Here is a 19,184-nt window from a genome sequence, read left to right on the forward strand (position 1 = left end):
AAACCGGCTGAGGGTACCTTCGTCTGGACATCACGAACGGTGCTCGAGCACCTCGTCCACGATGCCGTATTCCTTGGCCTCCTGGGCCGTCAGGAACGTGTCGACCTCGATGTCCTTGCGGATCTTCTCGACATCCTGACCGGTGTGCTTGGCGAGCGTGTTCTCGAGCCATGCCCGCATGCGCAGCATCTCCTTGGCCTGGATCTCGATCTCGGTGGCCTTGCCGAAGCCCTGATCGATGGCCGGCTGATGGATGAGCACGCGCGCGTTCGGCAGGATCAGTCGCTTGCCCTTGGCGCCGGCGGCGAGCAGAATCGCCGCGGCGGATGCGGCCTGGCCGAGGCATACGGTCTGCACGTCGGGCTTGATGTACTGCATGGTGTCGTAGATCGCGGTCATCGCGGTCATGGAACCGCCGGGCGAGTTGATGTACATCATCACATCGCGGTTCGGATCCATGCTTTCGAGCACGAGCAGCTGGGCCATGATGTCGTCGGCGGACGTGTCGTCGACCTGCACGCCCATGAAGATGATGCGGTCCTCGAACAGCTTGGTGTACGGATCCTGCGTCTTCATGCCGTACGGAGTCTTCTCGGAGAACTGCGGCAGGATGTAACGGTCCTGCGGCGTGACCGATGCCATGCCGCGGCCCGCGAACGCGGCCTCGCGCGTGGCAGCCGGCATGAAGCCGACGACGCCGGCATGACCGGCCAGGCGCTCGGCACGCTGGATGAACTTCGCCTCTTCGGATGCCATGATGTTCACTCCCCTTCCCCGGCGCTCATCGTGTCGTGCGTGGACACGATCTTGTCGACGAACCCGTATTCGAGTGCCTCCTGCGCCGTGAACCAGTGATCGTATTCGTTATCGCGGTAGATCTCCTCGACGGTATGACCGGTCTGCTTGGCGGTCAGTTCGGCGAGGGTCTTCTTCATGTCCATGATGAGCTCGGCGTTGATGCGCACATCGGTCGTGGTGCCGCCGATGCCGCCGGACGGCTGGTGCATGAGCACTCGCGCATGCGAGGTCAGGAACCGCTTGCCCGGCGTGCCGGAGCTCAGCAGGAACTGGCCCATCGACGCGCACATGCCCAGACCCACAGTGGCCACGTCCGGCTCGATGAGCTGCATGGTGTCGTAGATCGCCATGCCGGCGGTGATCGAGCCGCCCGGCGAGTTGATGTACAGCCAGATGTCCTTCTTCGGATCCTCGGCCGCAAGCATCAGCATCTGGGCGCAGATGCGGTTGGCCATATCGTCCTTGACCTCTTCGCCCATCCAGATGATGCGGTCCTTGAGCAACCGGTTGAAAATCGGATCCACCATGGACGGGGCGTCGCCTTCGCCCATCGTGGGTGAGGGTGTCATGAATCCTGCCACCTTATCTCCTTGGTCCATAAAACATTACGTCTAGCTACATTACCCGTTCAAAGCGACCGTCGTCGCCCGTACACCCCCTTTTCGGCTACCCGCATAGCGACGTCTGCCCGTTCCTGACGCGGCGCGGTGTGCAGGAGATGGCGAGAGAGGAATGCCGAGACGGCGACGCCTAGGGCAACGGGGACGTAGAACGCGCTGGGGGCGGCAGTGAGTTCCAGCACGAGGCACATGGCCATGAGCGGGGCCTGCTGGGAGGCGGACAGGAGCGCGGCCGCGCCGATGAGGGCGCATGCGGTAACCGAATCCGCGGGGAACGCGAGCGTCCACAGCACGCCGACCATCGCGCCGAGCGTAGCGCCGAGCGCGATGCCGGGCTGGAGCACGCCGCCGGACGCGCCGGAGCGGATCGTCAGCAGAGTCGCCGCGGCCTTGGCGATGAGCGTGACGACCAGTACCAGCAGCACGATGGCGAGCTGCGACTGTTGCGAGTCGAGCCCAAGCAACGCCCACGGCGAGACTGGCTGTTCCCCCGCCGACGCGCCCTGTTCGGCTACGATCACGGCATTGGCTTCAGTATCGCCTCCGGACGCAAGTACCGCTCCCTGCAGCAGCGACACCGTGCTGAACCCGAGCTGTGCGGCGGCACGTCCGTTGCCCATGATCTGCGGGATCACGATGGCGATCAGACCGGTGAGTACGCCGGCAAGCGGCATCTGCCACAGGATCGCCATGCCGGACGGCTTATGAGATTCGGCCCACTGCGAACCACGCCGGAACCATGCGCCGGCCACGCCGCATGCCGCGCCGATCAGCAAGGCGGCCAGCATGATCGTCGGCGTCAGATCGTTCTGCATCAGCGAGATGTCGTAGAACACGTGCCGGCCCTTGACGCTCGCCGCGACGAATGCCGCGACCGCGGACATGCCCAGTCCGAACGCGACGTTCTCGATCGCGACATCGGCCAGCAGGATCTCCACGGCGAAGAACATGCCGGCGAACGGCGCGTTGTACACGCCGCCCAAGCCGGCTCCGGCCGCGACCGCGACCGCGACGCGACGATCAAGACCATCGAGCCGGAACAGGTCGCAGAACCGCTGCGCGAGCATCGCGCCGAGTTCGCGCGGCGCGACCTCGCGGCCGATGGACGCGCCGGTGCCGACGATGAAGATCTGCAGACACACATGAACGATCGTCTGCCAGAGAGGCATGCGATCGCCGGCGACGGCCTTCTTGACTGACGGCACCTTCGTGGTCTTGGTGCGCAACAGCCACCAGATCACGCCGGCGATACTCAGACCGATCGTCACCGAGATCGCACGCCGCACGGACGGCACGTCGAACGGGCCGGACATGGCCGCGCCTTCGATATAGCCGAGCATGAGATGCTCGATGCCGTACAGCAGCAAGGTCAGCAATCCCGCGCCGATGCCGATGATCGAGCCAAGTACCAGTGCGGCCGCGGTCATCCAGCCAAGTCGTTTCCAATCCATCTTCCATCCCATCCCGTCATGCGTGCGCATCGTAACTTGCAGACCGTCCGCATGGGCGCGCACATATAACAACAAAGGCTTGGAACCTTGCGATTCCAAGCCTTGTCAGCGCATTACCACGCTATTGAGCTATGCTCACTCGGCGTCGGCCGGGGCTTCCTCGGCCTTCTCGGCGGACAGCTCGTCGGCGACGGCGGCAGCGGTGGCCGCGGCCTCGACGCTCTCGTTCTCGGCGGCATCCTCAGCGGCCTCGTCCTCACCGAGGAAGGCGCTCAGGTCGAGCGGCTCGCCGGCGGAGGTGAAGGAGACGGCGCGCATGCCGGCCAGCAGGCCCTTGGAACGGCCGACCTCGGCCACGGCGGAGCCGAGCTGGCCGTTCTTCACGATCGCGTTGATGAACGCGTTCGGATCCATGCCGTACTGCTGGGCGATGGAGGCGAGGAAGTTGAACACGTCGGACTGGGAGACCTTGACGTCGAGCTTCTCGGCGAGGGTGTCGAGCAGGATCTGATCCTTGAGTTCCTTCTCGGCGGCTTCCTCGGCCTGAGCCTTCTGCTCGTCGGTGGCCTTCTCCGGATCGGCGGTCAGGGACTTGAGGTGCTCGGTGACGGCATCGGCCTTCACGCCCTTCGGGACCGGGATCTCGACGCCCTCGGCCAGCTTGGCGAGGAACGCGTCGCGGGCCTCGGTGGCCTGACGGGCTTCGCCGTCCTGCTCGATCTGCTTGCGGATGTCGGCCTTGAGCTCGTCGAGGGTGTCGAACTCGGAGGCGTCCTGGGCGAAGTCGTCGTTCAGCTCCGGCAGCTCCTCGGCCTTGACGGTGTTGACCTTGACCTTGACCTGGGCCTTCTGGCCTTCGTGCTCGCCGGCTTCCAGCGTGCCTTCGAAGGTGGTCTCCTCGCCGGCGGACAGGCCGTCGAGCGCCTCATCGAGGCCGTCGAGCATGGTGTTGGAGCCGAGCTCGTAGCTCACGCCCTCCTGGGATTCGACAGTCTCGCCGTCGATCTCGGCGGTCAGGTCGATGTTGGCGAAGTCACCCTTGGCGGCCGGACGGTCGACGCCCACGAGGGTGCCGAAACGCTGGCGCAGGGTCTCGAGGCGCTTGGCCACGTCCTCGTCGGTGACCTCCGGCTTGGCCACGTCGATGGTCATGCCTTCGAGGGCCGGCAGCTCGATGTCGGGACGACGCTCGACGGTGGCGACGAACTTAAGCTTGGTCTCATCGTTCGCGGAGGACGGCACTTCCTGCACGTCGATCTCCGGCTGGGCCATCGGACGGATCTTCTTCTCGTCCAGGGCCTGAGAGTACAGCTCCGGCACGCCGTTGTTCACAGCCTCGCCGGCGACGGCCGCGAAGCCGATGCGCTGGTCGATGATCTTGCCGGGCACGTGACCCTTACGGAAGCCGGGGACATTCACCTGCTTGCCGATCTCCTTGCGGGCCTGATCGAGGAAGGGGTTGAACTCCTCCGGCTCGACGGTGATGGTGAGCTTCACCTTGGTGGGTTCGAGGTTCCTGACGCTGATCTTCACGCTAGACGCTCCTGAAAAGTCGTTACTGTCATAGTTCTGCCCTAAGGGCAACCTCTATATGATAACCCTACTCACGGACGCCGCAACCAGCCGGACCTGCCAGTCGCGTGCGCCCTGGGCTGAAAGGAAGTCCGCGACGTCGATGCGGCGCGGGTCCTCGCTCCAGCACAGGTTGCGGATGATCTGCGGTTTGACGATGATTTCGGGCGGCGTGCGCGTGTCCTCGGCGATCTGGTTGATGACCTTGCGCACGCGTTGCAGACGCTTGTATCGTTCGGGATGACGTGCCTCCCACACCTTGAGCGAACGCGGGCCTCCTCCCCCGTTGGAGTCGTCGCGGGACGGCGCGGGAATGACCGGCCACTGGTCCGGCTTGAGAGCGAGCGCCTGACGGATCGTTTCGCGCCATACGGACGGCTTGACCTTGCGCTGGATCGGCGCGTACCGTTCGAACATCTTGTCCTGTTCGCCACCGGTGTTCATGCGCACCCGCTCGTTCAGGGAACGGATCGCCCGGAATTCGCGTGCGTTATGCGGTTTCTTCACTGCCGCTTCGATGATCGACGAGTCGGCGAGCAGCAACGCCGGAGAGATATCGTATTGCCGTGCAAGACGGTCGCGTTCCTCCCACAGCGCCTTGGCGATGGCCAGCCCCTGCATGTCGCGGTTGAGTCTGCTGATATGCGATATGCGCATCCACGGCACCGGATGAATCTTACGCGGCCCCATCCCCTCGGCCAGCGCGTATGTGAACTCCTCTTCGGCCCACTGCTCCTTGCCATGGGCCTTGAGATCGGCGCGCATGAGCCGTTCCAGCTCGATGAGCAGTTCGACGTCCAATGCCGCGTAGTTGCGCCAGTCGCGCGGCAGCGGACGGTACGACCAATCCGCTGCGGAATGTTCCTTGGCGAGGGTGATGCCCAGATAATGCTCGGTGACGGCGGCGAGCCCGAATCGGTGCAAGCCAAGCAGCCGGGCCGCGATCTCCGTGTCGAACAGTGACGCCGGCCGCAATCCGATATCGGCGAAACCGGGAAGATCCTGCAGCGAATCGTGCAGGATCCACGTCGCATTTCCGACCGCATCGTTGAATTCGTTCCAGTCTGCTCCGAGCCCGGTCAGCGCGATCGGGTCAAGCAATGCTATGCCCGCGCCGTCGCGTTTGAACTGGATGAGCCAGTCCTCATGGCTGTACCGGAATCCCGACGCACGTTCCGCGTCGGCCGCCAGCGATCCCGAGGCCGCGGCGAACCGTTCGCATACCGCGTGGTATCCGGCGATGGTCGAAGTGACATCCGGCACACCGCCGCGTGGTTCAGCCTGCAGTCTCGGCTCGTCAGTCAACGGAACGGTTCCTCCTCGGTCACTGACATGGATCGGATGAACCGTGCCCACAGCCGTATCTGTTCGCCGGCATCCAACCCATGTTCTCTATCGTCAAGCGGCGTCCATGATACCCGCAACTCGCAACCGACGCCGTTGCCGGCATGGCCGCCGGTCTCCGTTGTGCCGGCGACATCGCCGGTCGGGGGGAATGCCGTATCCTGTTTGATCGTCACCGTACCGTTCAGTCCGGCGCACGAGGGCGGTTTCAGATACCCGCGCGCATCGCTCCAATACCGGGCGGCAGTCGCCGTGCCATTGTTGCCCGGCAGATCCGCATAGGCCACGCACCGCCAGCGGGAGCGCCACGTGCGGGGAATATCGTGCCGGTACAGCACCATGATCCAGCCCTGCGCGGCAGGTCGGCCGGCGTCATCGGCCGCGCACGCCAACGACACGCCGATGCCATAGTCGGCCGCCGATTCGGGAACGGGGATCTCGCAGTAGCGTATGCCCCGCACGCGCCGCATCGCGCGCACCGATTCGACGGCATGCCACACCTCATCGGGGATGCCGTCCGGACGCGGGAACGATGCGACCTTGCGTTGCGGCGTCGTCGCCGTCTGACCGTCCGCCGAGGAAAAAGCGAAAATCTCAGCCATAGTCCAAGGCTACGGCATGGACGGCATCACGCATCGCATCGGCACGCGGGAACATGCAAAAACATCGTATGGGCCGTCGAGCCGTCCGGAAAAATCGGCCGGCCCGACGGCCCACGATCAATCGAACGCCGACCGACCGCAGATCAGTACACGGTCAGGCCGTGCGATTCGAACTGTTCGACCACGCGCTTCTTCAGCGCGGCGCTCGGGCCTTTCTGATCTTCGAGCGGATACGGGATGCGCAGTTCGTGCCACTTGGGCCGGCCAAGCTGGTGGAAGCCGAGCACGTCGACGTGCTCGACCGCATCGCCGAATGACTCGCAGATCCTCGCGACATTCTCGACATTCTCCTCGGACGAGGTGAGTCCGGGCACAAGCACGAAGCGCACCCAGATCTTCTTGCCGGCCTTGGCGAGACGCTGGCCGAAGTCGATGGTGGGCTGCAGCAGGCCGCCGGTCACCTTGTGGTACGTCTCCTCGTCGCCGGACTTGACGTCGAGCAGGCACAGGTCGATGTCGTCGATCATCTCGTCCGTGTAGTTCCTGTTGAGGAAGCCGGATGTGTCGAGGCAGGTATGCACGCCCATCTCCTTGGCCGCACGGAACACGCGCGAGACGAACGCGGGCTGTATCATCGACTCGCCGCCGGAGAACGTGATACCGCCATGCGTGGCCTTGAACAGGTCGGCGTAACGGGCGACCTTCTTGATCATCGCGTCGAGGTACACCGGCTGGCCGTCGCGCATCTTCCACGTGTCGGGGTTCTGACAGTACTGGCAGCGCAACGGGCAGCCGGACATGAACACGGTCATGCGCGTGCCCGGCCCGTCGACGGAGGTGTTGATGTCCCATGAATGCACGAATCCGATGTCGCCGGTCTTGAGCGCCTCGATGCGGTCGCGCCGGTCGAGGCCAATCGGCGATTCGAAGCCGGACAGGCCGCCCATGAGGGTCTGCGAGGCGTAGGTCTTCGACTCTTTGAGCATGTGCCGGGTCGTGGTGCGGAATTGCGTGGTGTCGGGCATCGTCGTCCTCCTTCATCGAGAAAGGGGCGGAGCATGGCGCTCCACCCCTTTCAACTGGTTACTGCCGCGTGGTGCTCACGCCGGGATTCGTCACTCGGTGACGGCGCCCTGGTGGAACGTACGGGAGATCACGTCGAGCTGCTGCTCCTTGGTGAGCTTGACGAAGTTCACCGCGTAGCCGGAGACGCGCACCGTCAGGTGCGGGTACTTCTCCGGGTGCTCGACGGCGTCCTCGAGCTGCTCCTTGCGCAGCACGTTGATGTTGGCGTGGTACAGGCCGTGGCCGTTGCCCGCGTCAAGGATGCCGACGAGGTTGTTGATGCGCTCGTCCTCGTCGCGGCCGAGGCCGTCGGGGGTGATCGTGTTGGTCAGCGAGATGCCGTCCAGCGCGTCGTTGTAGTCGATCTTGCCGACCGAGAACATCGACGGGAGCATGCCGTGGGAGTCCATGCCGTTCTCCGGGTTCGCGCCCGGGGCGTACGGCGTGCCCTTCTTGTGGCGGGACGGGAAGGAACCGGTGTTCTTGCCGTACTCCACGTTGGAGGTGATCGTCAGGATGGACTGGGTCGGGACGGCGCCGCGGTAGACCGGCAGGCGCTTGACCTGGCCCATGACCGTGGAGACGACCCACTTGGCGATGTCGTCGGCGCGATCGTCGTCGTTGCCGTAGACCGGGAAGTCGCCCTCGGTGCGGTAGCCGACGACCAGATCGTCATCGGCGCCCTCGACGTACTCGTACTCGTGGCCCGGCAGGTCCTTGGCGTCCTTGTTGTAGATCGGGTACACCTTGGCGTACTTGACGGCGGACAGCGAGTCGGCCGCGATCGACAGACCGGACATGCCGCAGCCGAGGGTGCGGTACACCTCCTTGTCGTGCAGAGCCATCTCGATGGACTCGTATGCGTACTTATCGTGCATGTAGTGGATGATGTTCAGCGCCATCACATAGGTCTCGGACAGCCATTCGAGGGCCTTCTCATAGTTGGCCTTGACCTTCTCGTAATCGAGCGTGCCGTCGGCTTCGGGGGCGATCGGCTCGATCACGCCCTTGTCGATGACCTGCATGCCGGTCATCTCGTCGCGGCCGCCGTTGATCGCGTACAGCAGTGCCTTGGCGGAGTTGACGCGGGCGGCGAAGAACTGCATCTGCTTGCCGACGCGCATCGGGGACACGCAGCAGGCGATGGCCGCGTCGTCGCCCCAGTGGGCGCGAATCTCCTTGTCGGACTCGTACTGGATGGCCGAGGTGTCGATGGAGATCTTGGCGCAGAACTTCTTGTAGCCTTCCGGCAGCTTCGGATCCCAGAAGATGGTGATGTTCGGCTCCGGGCCGGGTCCGAGATGCTCGAGGGTCAGGGTGTTGAGCAGACGGAACGAGGTCTTGGTGACCATCGGACGGCCGTCGTCGGCGAAGCCGGCGTCGGACCAGGTCGCCCAGTACGGGTCGCCGGAGAAGATCGCGTCGTAATCCTTGGTGCGCAGGAAGCGCACGATGCGCAGCTTCATGACGATGTTGTCGATGAGCTCCTGGGCGCCGGTCTCGTCGAGCGTGCCGTTGTCGAGGTCACGCTGGATGTAGCAGTCGAAGAACGCGGAGTTGCGGCCGAAGGACATGGCGGCGCCGTCCTGGCTCTTGACGGAGGCGAGGTAGCCCATGTAGGTCCACTGCACGGCCTCCTGCGCGTTGCGCGCCGGGCGGGTCAGGTCGAGGCCGTACTCGTTGCCGAGGTTGATGAGCTTCTTCAAGGCCTTGATCTGCTCGTCGTGCTCCTCGCGGAAGCGGATCCAGTGCTCGATCTCCGGCTCGGTGAAGTCGTTGCGGTACGGCACGGAATCCTTGTCGCGCTGCTTGAACTTGATCAGCGTGTTGACGCCGTACAGGGCCACGCGGCGGTAGTCGCCGATGATGCGGCCGCGGCCGTAGGCATCCGGCAGACCGGTGAGGATCTTGTTGTGGCGGGCGATCTTGATCTGCTTGGTGTACACGCCGAAGACGCCGTCGTTATGGGTCTTGCGGTACTTGGTGAAGATCTTCTTGATCTCCGGATCCGGCTCCTTGCCGGCCTCCTTGATGGCCTGCTCGACCATGCGCCAGCCGCCGTTCGGCATCATGGCGCGCTTGCACGGCTCATCGGTCTGCAGGCCGACGATCACGTTGTCGACCTCCGGGGACTCGATGTAGCCGGCCGGGAAGGCGTCGATGTCGGCCGGGGTGTGAGTGTCCACGTCGTAGACGCGCTGCTTGCGCTCGACAGCCAGGTAGTTGTCGTCGAGGTACTTCCACAGGTGCTTGGTCTTCTCGGTGGCGTTGGCGAGGAACGACTCGTCGCCGGTGTACGGCGTGTAGTTCTTCTGGATGAAGTCGCGAACGTCAATGTCCTTCTGCCAGTTGCCCTCGGTGAAGCCGGCCCACGCCTGGGCTTCGAGTTCCTTCTGAGAGACTGCATTCTCAACTGCTGTCATGTCACTCCTTGGTGTCGTGGCGGTGCAACGCATCCTTGTCGTTGCTGTTTCATTTATGCATTGTAGTTGAACGAATCTGGGAAAGCGCTGGAATCAGCAGTGAGCTATCTCACATTCCATCGTGGCCGCTCTTGTCATAACCGTCAGGCCGCCGAAGCGGATGAGGCGGAATGCCGGAATATGCAAGGGGGAAGGCCGCATTCCTGCCAGCCTTCCCCCTTGCATGGGATCTCATCAATCCCCGTCATCCGCGGACGAGCCGGATCCCCATTTGTTCCATTCGCGGGTCTGCTCGTCCCACACGGTGTTGCGCTCCTTGACGATCTTCCATGCATCGAGCGCGTCCTGACGGGTCTTGTACGGTCCCATCCGCTGTCCGATGGGCGAGAGCTTGCCCAGTTCCGGCTGTTCGGTGACAGTGTTGAAATACCATTCCTTGTCGCTCATATGTGTTCCCCTTCTTGTCGCCAAACGGCCGCGCACATGCCCAAGGTCAGGAACGCGCGCGGCCGAATCATGCTGCGATCGTTCTATTCGCGGAACGCGTTCGTCACCGGCAGACGGCGGTCGCGGCCGAACGCCAGCGCGGTGACCTTCGGCCCCAACGGATACTGGCGGCGCTTCCATTCGGCACGGTCTACGAGCCGCATCACGGTGTCCACGGTCTTCTCGTCGAAGCCGTCGGCCAACAGGTCGGCGCGGCCGTGCGCGTGCTCGATGTATGCGGCAAGCACCTTGTCGAGCAGCTCGTATTCGGGCAGCGAATCGGAGTCCTTCTGGCCGGGGCGTAGTTCGGCGCTCGGCGCCTTCTCGATCGAGTTGACCGGGATCATCACGCCGCCGGGCAACGGCTTGCCGGGGTCGCCCTGCTCGTTGCCGACGACGTGCAGACCGCCGATGCCCATGCCGGCCGCGGCCGCGCGGTTGCGCCAGCGGCTCAGCTCCCACACGCGCGTCTTGAGCAGATCCTTGATGGGCGCGTAGCCGCCGACCGCGTCGCCGTAGATCGTCGAATAACCGCACGCCAGTTCGGACTTGTTGCCGGTGGCCACCGCAAGCAGTCCCTTCGAATTCGAGTAGGCCATGACGATGACGCCGCGGATGCGCGCCTGCAGGTTCTCGGCGGACACGCCTTCGAGATGGAGCTGCCGCTGGTAGGCGTTGAACAGCGGTTCGATCGGCTGGATGTCGTATTTCGCGCCGATGTTGGCCGCAAGGTCGGCCGCGTCATCCTTCGAACCGTCGGACGAATACATGGACGGCATGGAGATGCCCTGCACGTGTTCGCCGCCTACCGCGTCGGCGGCCATCGCGGCCACGAGCGCGGAGTCGATGCCGCCGGACAGGCCGAGACACACGCCGTGGAAATGGTTCTTGGCCATGTAGTCCTTGAGTCCGAGCACGCAGGCCGTGTACACCTCCTCGTCCGGATCCATCGCCGGCACGATCTCGCCCGCCTGCTGGCGTTCGGCGGTCGTGTCGAGGTCGAAGAAGGCGAGATGCTCCATGAACATCGGCGAGCGCACGAGCATCGTGCCGTCGGCGTCGACGACGAAGCTGCCGCCGTCGAAGACGAGGTCGTCCTGGCCGCCGACCTGATTGACGTAGATCACGGGCGCATGCACTTCGGCGGCGCGGCGCACGGCGAGTTCGTGGCGCACGTGCGTCTTGCCCTCCTCGTACGGCGAGCCGTTCATGGTCATGAGCACGTCGATATCGCGGCCGGCGAGTTCGGCGACCGGGCCGCCGTCCTGCCAGATGTCCTCGCAGATGGCCACGCCGACGCGCGCGCCATCCACGTCGAGCACGACGGATCGGTCGCCGGCCGCGAAGATGCGGAATTCGTCGAACACGCCGTAGTTGGGCAGGAAGTGCTTGTCGTATCCGGCCCAGACCACGCCGTCGTGCAGAACGACCATGCGGTTGCGCGGCTTGTCGGAGGCGTGGTCGGTGCCGACGGTGCCGACCGCCACATACAGGTCGCCGAGTCCGTCGGCGGCGAGTTCGGTGGCGAGCCAGTTGGCCTTGTCCCATGCGGCCTTGCGGAAGGTGCGGCGCAGGGCGAGGTCTTCGATCGGATAGCCGGTGAGGGTCATTTCGGGGAAGACGACGACCTGCGCGTGGTGCTGCGCGGCGCGGTGGGCGTATTGCATGATCTTGTCGGCGTTGGCGTCGAGGTCGCCGACGCAGGTGTCGATCTGGGCGAGTGCGAAACGAATCTGTGTCATGGTGCCTAGTGTAATGCGCGTGTTTTACCGCAACGCGATGGATGCCGGCTTTATCGTTTCCGCTATGTCCGACGCGGCTGTTTCGTCTGTCGTCATCGCAGTTCGTCAAGCACGCGCAGTGCGGCGTTGACGTAGAAGTTCATGGCCGGTTCGATCGCCCCGTCCAGTCCGACGAAATGCGGGCTATGCCAGTCGGCGCATCCGGGTTGCCCGTTCGAGCCGATGAACGCGAAGACCAGCCGCGATTTGACGCCGAACTCCACGAAATCCTCTCCTGCCATGCTGGCGCGGATCGGCTTGAGCGTGGCGTACTGCGGCACGTCGGCGGCGACCGCCTCGGCGAGCGACGTGTCGTTGACCAGCGGGATCTGGATGCAGTCCCAGTCCACGTCCGCGTCGATGCCGTACGCTTCGGCCGTGTGCTTGACCTCGGCCTCGAAGCGGCGGTGGACCAGTTGCTCGTCGCCGGTGTCGAAGAAGCGTACGGTGCCTTGGAATCCGGCTTCGGCGGGCACCACGTTCCATACGTGGCCGCCGTGCACTTCGGTGATGGACAGCACGACCGCGTGGAACGGCGATATGTTGCGGCTGACGATGGTCTGCAGCGACAGGATCATCGTGGCGAGCGCCTCGATCGGGCCGGTGCCCTTCTGCGGGTAGCCGGCGTGGGTGCCCTGCGCGTGCAGGGTGACCTTGAATTTGACGCAGCCGGCCATCATCGGCTCAGCTCCGATGGCGATCTGGCCGGGCGCGTAGTTCGGGTTGTTGTGCGTGCCGATGATCGCCTCGACGTCATCGGCCACGCCTGCGGCGATGACCCTGCGCGCGCCCATGCCGAGCTCTTCGGCCGGTTGGAATACGATTTTGATGCTGCCGGCGATCTTGTCCCGGTGGTCGGCGAGCCAGAATGCGGCGCCAAGCAGGCCGCTCATGTGCAGGTCGTGTCCGCAGCCGTGCATCACGCCGTCGTTGAGCGAAGTGAATGGCAGTCCACTCTCCTCATTGATCGGCAATCCGTCGATGTCGGCGCGCAGCGCGATACGCGGACCGGGGCGTTCCCCTTCGATCAGGCCGACGCAGCCGGTTTCGAGCGATGTGTCGAGCACGGTGATGCCGTGGTCCTCGAGCTGCCGTTTGAGATACGCGGTGGTGTCGTGTTCCTCGAAGCTGCGTTCGGGATGCTCGTGCAGGTAGTGGCGGATGGCGATCAGGTCGTCGCCGATGGTGATGTGTTCGGTCATAATGCCCCCTATGACTTGGCAGCCGTCCATTGCCCTTGTCGGCTGCGGATTGGCGTTTGCCGCAACGCCCCCATCATACGACGTGCCGCCGCATCTCATCTCGGGACGGCTGGACCGTACACTGGACGGTAGGTTTTTCGTTACGTGAGGCGGAGGTGTGCCATGACCATGATCGATCCGACTGTCGGTGTTCGGCTTCCCGATGGCGGCGGCATCCGCGCCGCATTCTTCGACATCGACGGCACATTGACGAGCTTTATCACGCACATCGTGCCGCAGTCGACCATCGACGCACTGCATCAGCTACAGGAACGCGGCGTGAAGGTGTTCATCTGCACCGGCCGCGCGCCCTCGCATATGACGGTCGTGCTCGACACGATCCCGGTGAAGTTCGACGGCATCGTCGGCCTGAACGGCCAGTACTGCTTCGACGACCACGGTTTTCTGGAGAAGCAGTCGCTGGATAGGCCTGACATCGCGACGATCATCCGCTGGCTGGATGCGCATCCGGACGTGGTGGCGAACTTCTGCGAGAAGGACTACGTGTACTTCAACCAGATCACCGATGCGATGCGCCGCACATGGGCGCAGCTGGGCAAGACCGCGCCGGCCGTGCATGTGGACGATCCGCACGAGCGGGCGATGAGCATTGAGACGTTCCAGATCAGTCCGTACATCACGCCGGAGCAGGAGGCCGAGGTGACCGCCCTGTGCCGCAATGTCAAGGGCGTGCGATGGCATCCCGATTTCACCGACCTGATTCCCGCCGACGGAGGCAAGCCAGAGGGCATGAAACGGTTCATGCGTCATTACGGATGGACCCGCGAGCAGACGATCGCGTTCGGAGACGGCGGCAACGATGCGACGATGCTCGAGTTCGCGGGCATCGGCGTGGCGATGGGCAATGCCACCGAGCCGGCCAAGCAGGCCGCCGACTACATCACCGACGACGTCGACCACGACGGCATCCTCAATGCCCTGCTTCATTTCGGCGTGCTCTGATAGCGCCCCTCACCGTCGTTGACACGCGGCTGCGGAAGCCAGTCGCCCATCCGTACGTTTTCGTCTAACTCGTCAGCAAGAACGTACATTGCGCGCGTCCCCATGTACGTTCTTGCTGAGGTACCGGCGGAAACGTACGCACAATTCTTTCTCATATACGCTTTTGCCGACTTTTGCCGACAGTTTCTGCAAAAGCGTACGCTACGGGAGGCTGTCTGTACGGTTTTGCAGATGATTTCGCATAACCGTACAGACATCCTTGCCGCCTGTACGGTTATGCAGACGCCGAGGATGGGCATTGAATTGTATGTGGAGGCGAGTTATCCACATAAAACGGTTTACCTAACAGCGTTCGACCACAGTGGTCGAATATCGCTCTTTCTCCCTGCCGTATGCCGTATCGTCCAATGCATGAGAATGAATCGACGAATCGAAGACATAATGGACGCGGCGCAACAGGAGCGGCGATGCGCCGTCGGCCTCACCGACCGGGATCGTCGTGCCCTGCTACGGCGAGCGCGTGAAGGATCGCTGGAACGTCCGCATCGCAACGTATATGTCAAGAGCGGCTACTGGCGTTCCTTGACGCCCCACCAGCAGCATTTGCACACGGCGCGCGCATTGGCCAAGTTGCATCCCCGATGGGTGTTCGCCGGGTTGACGGCGGTCTGCGCCCACGGATTCGAACATCAGTACGCACTGCATCGGAATGCATCCGTATTCGTAGCCGACCCGTACGTCGGACCAAGACGTTCATCCGGCATGGTGCATCGCCTGTACATGCCGGACGTCCCGTCAACCGTCGTCGATGGATTGTGCGTGACCGGCGCGCGGCGCACGCTGATCGACTGCGCGCAGCGATATTCGTTCCGAGAGATGCTGCCGATATTCGACTCGGCCGCGCGGCACGGCGTGGACCTAAGCGGACTGCCGGAGCTATGCCGTGAGATGGGACAGGACAGCGCAACGGTTGTCCGACTCTGCAGATATGCCGATCCCCTCAGCGAGAACGGCGGCGAATCGCTGGCGAGGGCGGTGATGGTCGACCATGGGTTCATGGTGCCGCAGTTGCAGCGGGAGTTTCCCAATCCCACGAACTTGGAAGCACCGTATCGCGTGGATTTCCTGTGGGAGTTACCGGACGGCTCAACGATCGTCGGCGAATACGATGGCATGGGCAAGTATGTGCTGAGCGACGCGCGACGCCGCACCATTCAGGCAAAAGTGCACGCCGAGCGGGAACGAGAAACCCACCTGCTGGCTCAAGGAGTGACTCGTATCGTACGGTTCGAATACGAAGATCTGATGCACCCGGAACGTCTGGAACGCAAACTCGTGGATGCCGGAGTGCCGAAGCGACGCTAGGAGCGTGTATTCCCGTCATTCCGCAGGATGACGTTCAATACCCACACGCATGTGACCGACGCGGAAGATCACCCATGCGGATGAGGGCGGCCGGCCTTGATTCAGGGAAGAATGGGGAATGTCCCCGATGGTGTGTCACGACCGAATCGGCCATGATGAAAACCGTTGGAAGACGAACGATCTTTAAGGAATCGAGGCAATCATGTGGTTCGCACATAAACGACGCCCCGCATTGGCTCAGGTGGCACGCACCAGCAACGCACGACGCTACGACCGCAACGGCAACGTCACCTCGCAGACGACAATGGAAGGCATCGTCAGGCAGTTTCGATCCATTCCGCAGTCGGCACGCGAACGGCTGACCGGCTCCCCCACGGTGTACGCCCGCTGACGGCGTGAATTGGTTCTGATATGCGACAAGCTCCCGACGGGCGGGAGCTTGCATGGTAGTCGGCCGCCGGAAAGTGGCCATCCGACGACTTACAGTACTTCGACTGATTCGATCATGGCCGGTTCGAGCGGGGCGTCGGAACGGTCGGTCGGCACGGCCTCGAGCTTGTCGACGACCTTCTTGGACTCATCGTCGGCGACCTCGCCGAAGATCGTGTGATGGCCGTCGAGCCACGGGGTCGGCACGGTGGTGATGAAGAACTGCGAGCCGTTGGTGCCGTGGATCTTGCCGTCGCGGCCGCGGCGCAGACCGGCGTTCGCCATGGCGAGCAGGTACGGGCGATCGAACTTGAGACCGGGGACGATCTCGTCGTCGAAGTCGTAGCCCGGGCCGCCGGTGCCGGTGCCAAGCGGGCAGCCGCCCTGGATCATGAAGTCCTTGATGATGCGGTGGAAGGTAAGACCGTTGTAGAACGGCTCGTGCGAGGGCTGTCCGGTGAACGGGTCCGCCCACTCCTTCTCGCCGGTGGCCAGGCCGAGGAAGTTCTTGACGGTGACCGGGGTCTCGTCGTCGAACAGGTTGATCTTGATGTCACCTTCTGAGGTATGCATGACGATAGTACTCATAGCGATACAGTGTCCCAGATGCCACCGACCGATGTTCGTCACAGATGGTCGGCAGCATCCGGGACGCGGACACCAGCGTCAGACACGCTACTCCTGCATCTTGCGCAGTCTCGGCTCCTGCGAGTCCTTGGCGCCGGTGATGCGGTACACATCGAACACGCCGTCGATCTTGCGCACGGCGGCCAGCAGCCGGTTCAGATGCTGCGGATCAGCCATTTCGAAGCTGAACTGGCTGATCGCCACACGGTCTCGGCCGGTGGCCTGCGCGCCGGAGATGATGTTCACGCCGTGATCGGCAAGCACGCGGGTCACGTCGCTCAGCAGATGCTGACGATCCAACGCCTCCACCTGGATCTTGACCATGAACAGGCCCTTGGTGCTGGTCCATTGCACGTCCACGACGCGTTCGGGCTGGCGTTTTTTCAGGTCTATCATGTTCTGGCAGTCGACGCGGTGCACCGACACGCCCTGGTTGCGCGTGATGAAGCCGATGATCGGATCTCCGGGCACCGGCATGCAGCAGCGTGCGAGCTTGACCCAGACGTCGCCCACGCCCTTGACCGAGATGCCGAGGGAGCTGGTGGTCTTCTTCGTGGATTCGACCTGCCGCAGCGGCAGCGCCTCCTGCTCGACCTCCTCGTCCACCTCGTCGCTGCCCGCGTCCTTGACAAGGTGCGCGATGACGTTCTGCGTGGAGATCTGGCCGTCGCCGATCGCGGCGAACAGGTTGTCTGGGTTGGAGAAGTTCAGCTCGTCGGACACGCCGACCAATGCACTCGGCGTCAGCAGTGTGGCGATCGGCAGATTGCGCTTGCGCATGGCACGCGTCAGCTCATCGCGCCCCTCCTCGATCGCCTCGGTGCGGCGTTCCTTGGAGAACCACTGGCGGATCTTGTTACGTGCTTTCGGGCTTTTGACGAAGCTCAGCCAGTCGCGCGACGGGCCGGCGGTCTCGGACTTCGAGGTGAGCACCTCGACGGTGTCGCCGTTCTCGAGCTTCGTATCGAGCGGCACGAGCCTGCCGTTGACGCGTGCGCCCATCGTACGGTGACCGACCTCGGTGTGCACGGCGTATGCGAAGTCGACCGGTGTGGCGTCGGCCGGCAGGGAGACGATCTTGCCTTTCGGCGTGAACACGTACACTTCGGCCGCGCCGAGATCCTCCTTGAGCGAGCCGAGGAACTCATTGGAGTCGGGGGTTTCGGAGGTCCAGTCGGCGAGCTGCTGGATCCACTTGAGGTTGTCGGCCTCGCTCAGCTCCTGGTTCTCGCCGCCGCCCCGCTTGAGATCGGACTTGTCCGGCGAGCTCAGGGCACGGCCGGCCTGACCGTTCTCCTTGTACTTCCAATGGGCGGCGATGCCGAATTCGGCGCGCCGGTGCATGTCCCAGGTGCGGATCTGGATCTCGACGGGTTTGCCTCCCGGCCCCACGACCGTCGTGTGCAACGACTGGTACATGTTGAGCTTCGGCATGGCGATGTAGTCCTTGAACCGGCCGGGAACCGGGCTCCATCGCGCGTGCACGGCGCCAAGCGCCGCATAGCAGTCCTGGATCGTGTCGACGATGATGCGCACGCCGACCAGATCGTAGATGTTGGAGAAATCGTGGCCACGCACGATCATCTTCTGGTAGATCGAGAAGTAGTCCTTCGGACGGCCGGTCACATATGCCTTGATGTGCTGCGCGTCGAGATCCTCGTTGATCTCGGCGAGGATCTGCTTGAGATACACGTCACGCTGGCCGGCACGACGCGCCACGAGCACGACGATCTCGTTATAGATCTTCGGATAGAGCACCTTGAAGCTGAGTTCCTCGAGCTCGGTCTTGATCGCGTTCATGCCGAGTCGGTTGGCGAGCGGGGCATAGACGTCGAGCGTCTCGCGCGCCTTCTTCTGCGCGCCCGAGGTCTTCACGTACCGCCATGTGCGCGCGTTGTGGACACGGTCGGCGAGTTTGACGACGAGCACGCGCACGTCTCGGCTCATCGCGACGACCATCTTGCGGATCGTCTCGGCCTGGGCCGAATCGCCGTATTCCATCTTGGAAAGCTTGGTGACGCCGTCGACCAGTCCGGTGACCGTGTCGCCGAATTCGGCGCGGCATTCATCGAGCGTGTAGTCGGTGTCCTCCACGGTGTCGTGCAGCAGACCGGCCGCCACAACAAGCGGGCCCATGCCCAGATCGGCGAGGATCTGGGCTACGGCCAGCGGATGAATGATGTACGGTTCGCCCGACTTGCGGCGCTGCGGCGCATGCTGGGTCACGGCGCGGCGGTAGGCGCGTTCGAGAATCGACAGATCCTCACCCGGGTGGTGGAATCGGCACGCCTCCATGATCGGCTTGAGCGGGTTGACGGGATCATCGCTGATTTCGCAACCCAGCTTGCGCGCCGCCGCGTAATCGTTCTCTGCGTTTGCCATACTCCCACCTGCCCTCGTGTATGTGCCTATCCTAC

Annotated in this window: 16 protein-coding genes; 3 read left to right on the forward strand and 13 right to left on the reverse strand. The window is 63.6% G+C overall.

From position 1 onward, the window contains the following. Positions 1 to 30: 30 nt before the first annotated feature. The 11 genes from KIH76_RS06135 to KIH76_RS06185 form a co-directional block, all read right to left on the reverse strand. Positions 31 to 756 (reverse strand): ATP-dependent Clp protease proteolytic subunit, encoded by a 726-nt coding sequence (locus KIH76_RS06135; RefSeq protein WP_214374547.1) that lies wholly within the window; start codon positions 754 to 756, stop codon positions 31 to 33. A 5-nt stretch (positions 757 to 761) separates the two neighbouring features. After that, positions 762 to 1,367 carry an ATP-dependent Clp protease proteolytic subunit gene (locus tag KIH76_RS06140; protein WP_214374559.1) on the reverse strand — a complete coding sequence of 202 codons (606 nt, stop codon included), beginning with the start codon at positions 1,365 to 1,367 and terminating at the stop codon, positions 762 to 764. 59 nt (positions 1,368 to 1,426) lie between these two features. Then, complete coding sequence (locus KIH76_RS06145; RefSeq protein WP_236036864.1) at positions 1,427 to 2,869, reverse strand: chloride channel protein; 1,443 nt, start codon at positions 2,867 to 2,869, stop codon at positions 1,427 to 1,429. A 135-nt stretch (positions 2,870 to 3,004) separates the two neighbouring features. After that, positions 3,005 to 4,402: a trigger factor gene (gene tig, locus KIH76_RS06150; protein ID WP_214374546.1), complete on the reverse strand. Its 1,398-nt coding sequence runs from the start codon at positions 4,400 to 4,402 to the stop codon at positions 3,005 to 3,007. Positions 4,403 to 4,456: 54 nt separating this feature from the next. Continuing rightward, entirely contained in the window at positions 4,457 to 5,746 is a 1,290-nt protein-coding gene (locus tag KIH76_RS06155; RefSeq protein WP_214374545.1) for an HRDC domain-containing protein, read from the reverse strand. Then, a complete protein-coding gene (locus KIH76_RS06160; protein WP_214374544.1) occupies positions 5,743 to 6,387 on the reverse strand; it encodes a DUF3000 family protein in 645 nt (214 codons plus the stop codon). Before KIH76_RS06160 ends, KIH76_RS06155 begins: the two co-directional genes overlap by 4 nt. 143 nt (positions 6,388 to 6,530) lie before the next feature. Then, the gene (gene pflA, locus KIH76_RS06165) at positions 6,531 to 7,412 is read right to left on the reverse strand and encodes a pyruvate formate-lyase-activating protein (protein ID WP_214374543.1); all 882 of its coding nucleotides are present in this window, start codon (positions 7,410 to 7,412) and stop codon (positions 6,531 to 6,533) included. A gap of 90 nt (positions 7,413 to 7,502) precedes the next feature. Then, positions 7,503 to 9,875, reverse strand: a complete 2,373-nt coding sequence (gene pflB, locus KIH76_RS06170) for a formate C-acetyltransferase (RefSeq protein WP_219069850.1) — start codon at positions 9,873 to 9,875, stop codon at positions 7,503 to 7,505. 234 nt (positions 9,876 to 10,109) lie between these two features. Beyond that, the gene (locus tag KIH76_RS06175; RefSeq protein ID WP_214374541.1) at positions 10,110 to 10,322 is read right to left on the reverse strand and encodes a hypothetical protein; all 213 of its coding nucleotides are present in this window, start codon (positions 10,320 to 10,322) and stop codon (positions 10,110 to 10,112) included. A gap of 83 nt (positions 10,323 to 10,405) precedes the next feature. After that, positions 10,406 to 12,103 carry an NAD+ synthase gene (locus KIH76_RS06180; RefSeq protein WP_214374540.1) on the reverse strand — a complete coding sequence of 566 codons (1,698 nt, stop codon included), beginning with the start codon at positions 12,101 to 12,103 and terminating at the stop codon, positions 10,406 to 10,408. Positions 12,104 to 12,195: 92 nt separating this feature from the next. Further along, the gene (locus KIH76_RS06185) at positions 12,196 to 13,344 is read right to left on the reverse strand and encodes an amidohydrolase (RefSeq protein WP_214374539.1); all 1,149 of its coding nucleotides are present in this window, start codon (positions 13,342 to 13,344) and stop codon (positions 12,196 to 12,198) included. Between the two features lie 168 nt (positions 13,345 to 13,512). On the opposite strand from KIH76_RS06185, the gene KIH76_RS06190 reads away from it, so the two are divergent. From KIH76_RS06190 to KIH76_RS06200, 3 genes are all read left to right on the forward strand, one after another. After that, complete coding sequence (locus KIH76_RS06190; protein WP_214374557.1) at positions 13,513 to 14,346, forward strand: Cof-type HAD-IIB family hydrolase; 834 nt, start codon at positions 13,513 to 13,515, stop codon at positions 14,344 to 14,346. A 291-nt stretch (positions 14,347 to 14,637) separates the two neighbouring features. Further along, complete coding sequence (locus KIH76_RS06195) at positions 14,638 to 15,711, forward strand: hypothetical protein (protein ID WP_214374538.1); 1,074 nt, start codon at positions 14,638 to 14,640, stop codon at positions 15,709 to 15,711. Between the two features lie 202 nt (positions 15,712 to 15,913). After that, complete coding sequence (locus KIH76_RS06200) at positions 15,914 to 16,102, forward strand: hypothetical protein (protein ID WP_219069852.1); 189 nt, start codon at positions 15,914 to 15,916, stop codon at positions 16,100 to 16,102. Between the two features lie 89 nt (positions 16,103 to 16,191). Here KIH76_RS06200 and KIH76_RS06205 read toward each other — a convergent pair whose 3' ends face one another. Next, entirely contained in the window at positions 16,192 to 16,728 is a 537-nt protein-coding gene (locus KIH76_RS06205; RefSeq protein WP_214374536.1) for a peptidylprolyl isomerase, read from the reverse strand. A gap of 87 nt (positions 16,729 to 16,815) precedes the next feature. Beyond that, positions 16,816 to 19,149 (reverse strand): RelA/SpoT family protein, encoded by a 2,334-nt coding sequence (locus tag KIH76_RS06210; protein WP_214374535.1) that lies wholly within the window; start codon positions 19,147 to 19,149, stop codon positions 16,816 to 16,818. Between the last annotated feature and the right edge of the window lie 35 nt (positions 19,150 to 19,184).

It is taken from the genome of Bifidobacterium simiiventris (genome assembly GCF_019331715.1).
Classification (GTDB): Bacteria; Actinomycetota; Actinomycetes; order Actinomycetales; family Bifidobacteriaceae; genus Bifidobacterium; species Bifidobacterium simiiventris.